Source organism: Mesorhizobium sp. M7A.F.Ca.AU.001.01.1.1, assembly GCF_004022735.1.
Classification (GTDB): Bacteria; Pseudomonadota; Alphaproteobacteria; order Rhizobiales; family Rhizobiaceae; genus Mesorhizobium; species Mesorhizobium ciceri.
On the sequence record NZ_RZPF01000331.1, the window covers coordinates 1028 to 6745 of the forward strand.

Annotated in this window: 4 protein-coding genes; all 4 read left to right on the forward strand. The window is 64.4% G+C overall.

The annotated features are described in order from the left end of the window. The first annotated feature begins 316 nt into the window (after nucleotides 1–316). Nucleotides 317–2857, forward strand: a complete 2541-nt coding sequence (locus EN884_RS20025) for a GumC family protein (RefSeq protein WP_063170062.1) — start codon at nucleotides 317–319, stop codon at nucleotides 2855–2857. 180 nt (nucleotides 2858–3037) lie between these two features. Continuing rightward, nucleotides 3038–3937: a bifunctional methylenetetrahydrofolate dehydrogenase/methenyltetrahydrofolate cyclohydrolase FolD gene (gene folD, locus EN884_RS20030; protein ID WP_128360699.1), complete on the forward strand. Its 900-nt coding sequence runs from the start codon at nucleotides 3038–3040 to the stop codon at nucleotides 3935–3937. A 56-nt stretch (nucleotides 3938–3993) separates the two neighbouring features. After that, complete coding sequence (locus tag EN884_RS20035) at nucleotides 3994–4956, forward strand: GlxA family transcriptional regulator (protein WP_128360700.1); 963 nt, start codon at nucleotides 3994–3996, stop codon at nucleotides 4954–4956. A 378-nt stretch (nucleotides 4957–5334) separates the two neighbouring features. Then, a partial coding sequence (locus EN884_RS20040; RefSeq protein WP_164895069.1) for a VWA domain-containing protein occupies nucleotides 5335–5718 on the forward strand: 384 nt, incomplete at its 3' end.

Below are 5718 nucleotides of genomic sequence, written 5' to 3' on the forward strand. Positions count from 1 at the left end.
GCCCACCGGCACCGCTGATCGCTGAGAAATAGTCGCGAAGCAGCCCCCGTCGTTCGGCCAAAAAGCTGCCGATCCGGGCGAGGGGCCGCCTTTGCGGTATGTCACTGGCCTGCGTCATGTCTCAAGGAGAGCCTAGGCCGGAAAACTTAACGTGCCGTTCTGGCGGCTGGGCTTGTGTCGAAAATAGATGCAACCGAAACGAGAAACCGACGCTTCGGCGCGGGAAAATTAACCTTTTGTTTTCCATGCCTGTTTAGCGTGGCTTAACGAATGGCCAATCTCCGTTCGCAGGTCGCCAAGGGTAAAGTTCCAGACGATGGTCGACAGGGAAAACCGCGAAGACTGGAAGCGCGAGCGCTCGTTGCTGGCGCTGGGCCAGGCTGTGCGTGGCGACGAACCCGACGCGTCGCTGGTCTCGATCGGCGACCGGGCAGACCCGTCATGGCGCGAGGATGCCGCCACGCGTCATCGCCTCGCCCGCTCGCAGCGCGAGGCGCGCAACCCGAAACTGTCGGATCCGGTCGCGGCCGACGGGGATCGTGAGCAAGCTTACCGCGCGCAAACCTCGCCGCGGACACAGCCTGGTGCCGCCGAAACCGCTGGCGCTCGTCGCGCCGATCATACATCGGAACCTTACGCTGCAGGCGACGCGTCGTTATCCCGAAACGACGGCATGGACAGCCAGCAGTGGAAGCCGCTGATCGATCCGATGCAGGTGGTGCGCGGTGTCGGCAAGTCGAAGCTGCTGATCGTGACGACGACACTGCTGGGCGCCGCGCTCGGCATCACCATCGCGCTGTCGACGCCGAAGAAATATGAGGCCACCACCGAACTGATCGTCGACCCGCGCGACCTGAAGCTCACCGACCGCGATCTCACCCAGTCGGTCGTCGCTTCCGACGCCACGCTGGCCATCGTCGAGAACCAGGTCCGGGTGCTGACATCAGGCACTGTTCTCAACAAGGTCGTCGACAAGCTCAATCTGGTCAACGACCCGGAATTCAATGGGCAAGGCGGCGGCGGCCTCAGTGTCATGTCGCTCATTCGCTCCATCCTGTCCCGCAATGATGGGCCGGGGGGTGTCGACGACAGCCGTCGCCGCGCGCTTGCTGTCGGCAATCTGGCTGAGAGCCTTTCGGTCGAGCGCGGCGGCAAGACCTTCGTCATCACCGTCAGCGCCACCACGCAGAATGGCGAGAAATCGGCCCTCATCGCCAACACGATGACGGATGTCTTCCTGCAGACTTTCGGCCAGATACAGTCGGACACCGCAGGCCGCGCCACCGACGAACTGACGGCCAGGCTTGACGAGTTGCGCAAGGGCGTCGAGGCAGCCGAGCGCAAGGTCGAGGATTTCAGGGCCACGCACGATCTCGTTGACGCGCAGGGCCATCTCATCAGCGACGATGAGATGCTGAAACTCAACGAGCAGCTGTCGGTCGCGCGCGCCCGGACCCTGGAACTCAACGCCCGGGCGGCCTCGGCGCGTTCGGTCGACGTCAATTCGGTTCTCACCGGTACCTTGCCGGAGGAGATCAACTCCAACACGATGAGCGATCTGCGTTCGCAATATGCGTCGCTCAAGCAGGAAGCTGACCGCGCCGCCATCCGGCTCGGCCCGCGTCACCCCGAACTCCAGGCGATCAATGCCCAGATTGCCGGCGCACGCGAACGCATCGCCTCGGAGCTGCGCCGCATCGGCTCGTCGCTGCAGGTCGACCTCAAGCGCGCCGTCCAGCTCGAACAGGATCTTGCCTCTCGCCTGGCGCAGCTGAAGGTCCGCAGCGGCGACGTCAACAGCGACCTCGTGTCGATGCGCGAACTGGAGCGCGAGGCGACCGCCAAGCGTTCCGTCTACGAACAGTACCTGCTGCGCGCCAAGGAGACCGGCGAGCAGAAGGACATCAACACCGCCAACATCAATGTGATCTCGAAGGCCTTCGCGCCGCTTGAGCCGAACGGGCCGTCGCGGGTCGTGGTCGCGCTCGCCGGCCTGTTGCTGGGTTTCGCCTCCGGCATTGGCCTCGGAGCCATGCGTGGCGCCTATGAGAGCCTGCGTGACACCGCCAATTCGCGCTCGCGTCGCGACCATGGCACGGACGAACGCCGGACGCCTTACGAAGACAAGGCATATCGGGCAGCGCCGCCGCCGGCGCCGCCATTACCACCAGCGCCGCAGCCATCGACACCCCCGCCTGCATCACCACCGCCGGCCGTGCCACCGCCTGTCCAGCAAGCCGAGGCCTCGCCGGCAGAAGGTCCCGGCCGGATCGGTGCCTTGCTGTCGAGGCTGCACAAGTCCGTCTCCCGCAGGCCATCCCGGGAGGAGCCGTTCGATACCGTCGAATGGGCCTCTGCCGAAAACGGGGAGCCAACGCAGGATCCGCAATACCGCGCCTATCCCCGGCCGGCGCCGGCCTTCGAGCCCCGGCAGGCGGCCGCGACAGCATACCCGGCACCACCTTTCCAGCCCGGCGGCCATCCGCAGCAGACGGCGCAGCCGCCACTGCCGCCTCCCATGATGACGCAGCGGCCATATTCCGGGCCGCAGCTCTATCCCTACGCGCAGCCATTGGGCTACGCGCAGCAGCCGGGCTATCCCTATCCGCAATCTATGCCGGCCGCCAATGCCGGGCAGCAGTCCGATCCGGCTCAGCCCGCTTCCGAGTCCTATCCACAGCCGCCCGTCGCGCAGCAGCAGGCGCCTCAGCCTCATCAGCGATCGGCGGAGCCGTCGCGGGCCGTGGAGGATGCCGAGCAGCAAGCGCCAATCGAGGAAATCCGCGCCAGCCTGCGCGAATTCCGCGAAGCGGTTCGCGAACTGACCGAGAGCCGCACGCGCCGCCGCTACTTCTGAGCCACAAAAATCTGCGCGGTGCCGTACAAAAACATGCCGGTTTCGCGTAAACGGCATGGGACGGCGCTTTGGCGGGATTGCATGTTGGATTTTTCGTGAAGATGCCACGCTGTGAAAGATCGAAAAGCGCGTCGCTTCCGGAAGCGACGCGCTTGGGCATTCTGGTGTTGAGGGTGGTCCATGGCTGAAGTGATTGATGGCAAGAGCGTTGCCGGGGACGTTGTGGGGACGGTCAAGACCCTGACGGCTGAACTTGTCGCCAAGGGCAAGGCCAAGCCCGGTCTTGCCGTGGTCATCGTCGGCGAGGATCCGGCCAGCCAGGTCTATGTCGCGTCCAAGTCGCGCACCGCCAAGGAATGCGGCTTTCATTCCGTCCAGCATACGCTGCCGGCCGAAACCTCCGAAGAGGCATTGCTGAAGATCATCGGCGACCTCAACGCCGATCCGGCCATCAATGGCATCCTCGTGCAGCTTCCTCTGCCGGCCCACATTGACGCCGGCAAGATCATCCAGACCATCGCGCCGGAAAAGGATGTCGACGGCTTCCACTTCATCAATGTCGGCAAGCTCGGCACCGGTGAACTCGAAACAGCGTTCGTGCCTTGCACGCCGGCCGGCTCGATGCTTCTGATCGAGCGGGTGCGCGGCAAGCACCTGTCCGGCCTCAACGCAGTCGTCGTCGGCCGCTCCAACATCGTCGGCAAGCCGATGGCCAACCTGCTGCTTGCCGCCAACTGCACCGTCACCATCGCCCACAGCCGCACCAGGGATCTGCCGGCCTTGGCCCGCACCGCCGATATCCTTGTCGCGGCCGTCGGCAGGCCGGAGATGATCAGGGGTGATTGGGTGAAGCCAGGCGCCACCGTCATCGATGTCGGCATCAACCGCATCCCGGCGCCGGAAAAGGGCGAGGGCAAGTCCCGCCTCGTCGGCGATGTCGCCTATGCCGAAGCGGCCAGGGCCGCCAGCGCCATCACACCGGTGCCCGGCGGTGTCGGCCCCATGACCATTGCCATGCTGATGGCCAATACGTTAGCCTCCGCCTACCTTTCGGCCGGATTGAAACGGCCGTCCTTCTGACCCGCCAGAAAGCTGCAGCTTTGCCGAACCCCAGTGTTCCCTCAGAACGGCCGGTCATGACTGACCCCGTTCAAGGCGGCCGGCAGTTCGCATTCCTGCTGGTAGACAAGTTCTCCATGTTCTCGCTGGCTGCCGCGATCGATACGTTCCGGTCGGCGAACCGGTTGCTTGGCCGCGACTTCTACGGTTGGACCACGGTGTCGGCCGATGGCGATCCGGTGATGGCTTCCAATGGCCTGCCGCTCAAGATCGACTACGCCGTTGCCGACCTGCCGCCGGTCGATATCCTTTTCGTCTCGGTCGGGCTGACGACCGAATTCCCCGGCAAGAGCAAGGTGCTGGCGGCTTTGCGAAGCTGGGGCCGGCGCGGCAATGCGCTGGGTGCCCTGTCGGTCGGGTCCTACCTGCTGGCCGAGGCCGGCCAGCTCGAAGGCTATCGCTGCACCATCCATTGGGAAAACCGCGCCGGCTTCGTCGAGCGATTCCCCGACATCAACTGCACCGGCAACGTCTTCGAGATCGATCGCAAGCGCTACACCTGTGCCGGCGGCACCACTTCGATCGACCTGATGCTGGAGATCGTGCGCGGCGATTTCGGCTCGAACCTGGCCAATGGCGTCGCCAACCAGTTCCAGCACGAACGCATCCGCTCGGCCGGCGACCGTCAGCGCGTCGGACCCGAACGCGACCTGACCGGCAAGTCGGAGAAGCTCAGGCGCATCGTCGAACTGATGGCCGACCACCTCGACGAGCCGCTGTCGGCGGTACAGCTGGCCAAATCCGCCGGCCTTTCGGTGCGCCAGGTCGAGCGCCTGTTCCTGCGCCATCTCAGCGTCACGCCCGGCCGTTACTATATGCGATTGCGGCTGGAGCGGGCGCGCGAACTGCTGCGCCAGACCAACATGCCGCTCCTCGACGTGGCGATCGCGACGGGCTTCACCTCGCATTCCTACTTCGCCCAGAGCTACCGGCTGCAATTCGGCAGGCCGCCTTCGGAAGAACGCCGCACGACTTACTAAGCTGGTTTTCGTTTTCGTTGAAAGTTCGGCATTCGGCCCGGCGCATCGGGCCAAGGCCATGAATTCGGGTTAATGGGTTCTTTCGGAGCCTTCGCCGCGCGTAGGCTGACGGGTGCAACAAACGAAAAACCCGCCTATTGCGGCGGGTCACCGGCGCAAATCAGCACCATAGCCAAATATGTACCTTAGCTGAGGTCATGGTGTCAAGAAAAAATTCCTATTACCGGGTAAAAGGCTGCCGACACCGCCGAACTGGCTGTCGTCAGGATTTTTGTTAAGCTGGGTCCGCAGCCCTGCGCACCGGGCGCCCGGACTTGTGTCCCGGCGCCGCGTCAAATAGCTTGCCGCCCGGATCAGGGGCGGATTTAGGAGATTTCGATGGCGGGACTTGCACGGGGCGTCGCTGCGGCGATCCTCCTTTTGTCGATGACGACGTTCGGCTTCGCCGCAAACAAGGTCATCATCATTCTCGATGCGTCCGGCTCGATGTGGGCGCAGATCGACGGCAGGCCCAAGCTCGAAATCGCCCGCGAGTCGCTTCGAACCGTGCTTCAATCGGTCCCCACCGACGACGAGATCGGCTTCATGGCCTATGGCCACCGTGAAAAGGGCAGCTGCGACGACATCCAGCTGATCGTGCCGCCGCAGGCAGGTTCGGGCAGCGCCATTTCGGCCGCCGCCGTCAGCGGCGTCTTGCCGAGGAATTTCAGGCTGTCGGCGGCTGTCAAACAGGCGGCCGAGGCGCTGAAATACACCGAGGAC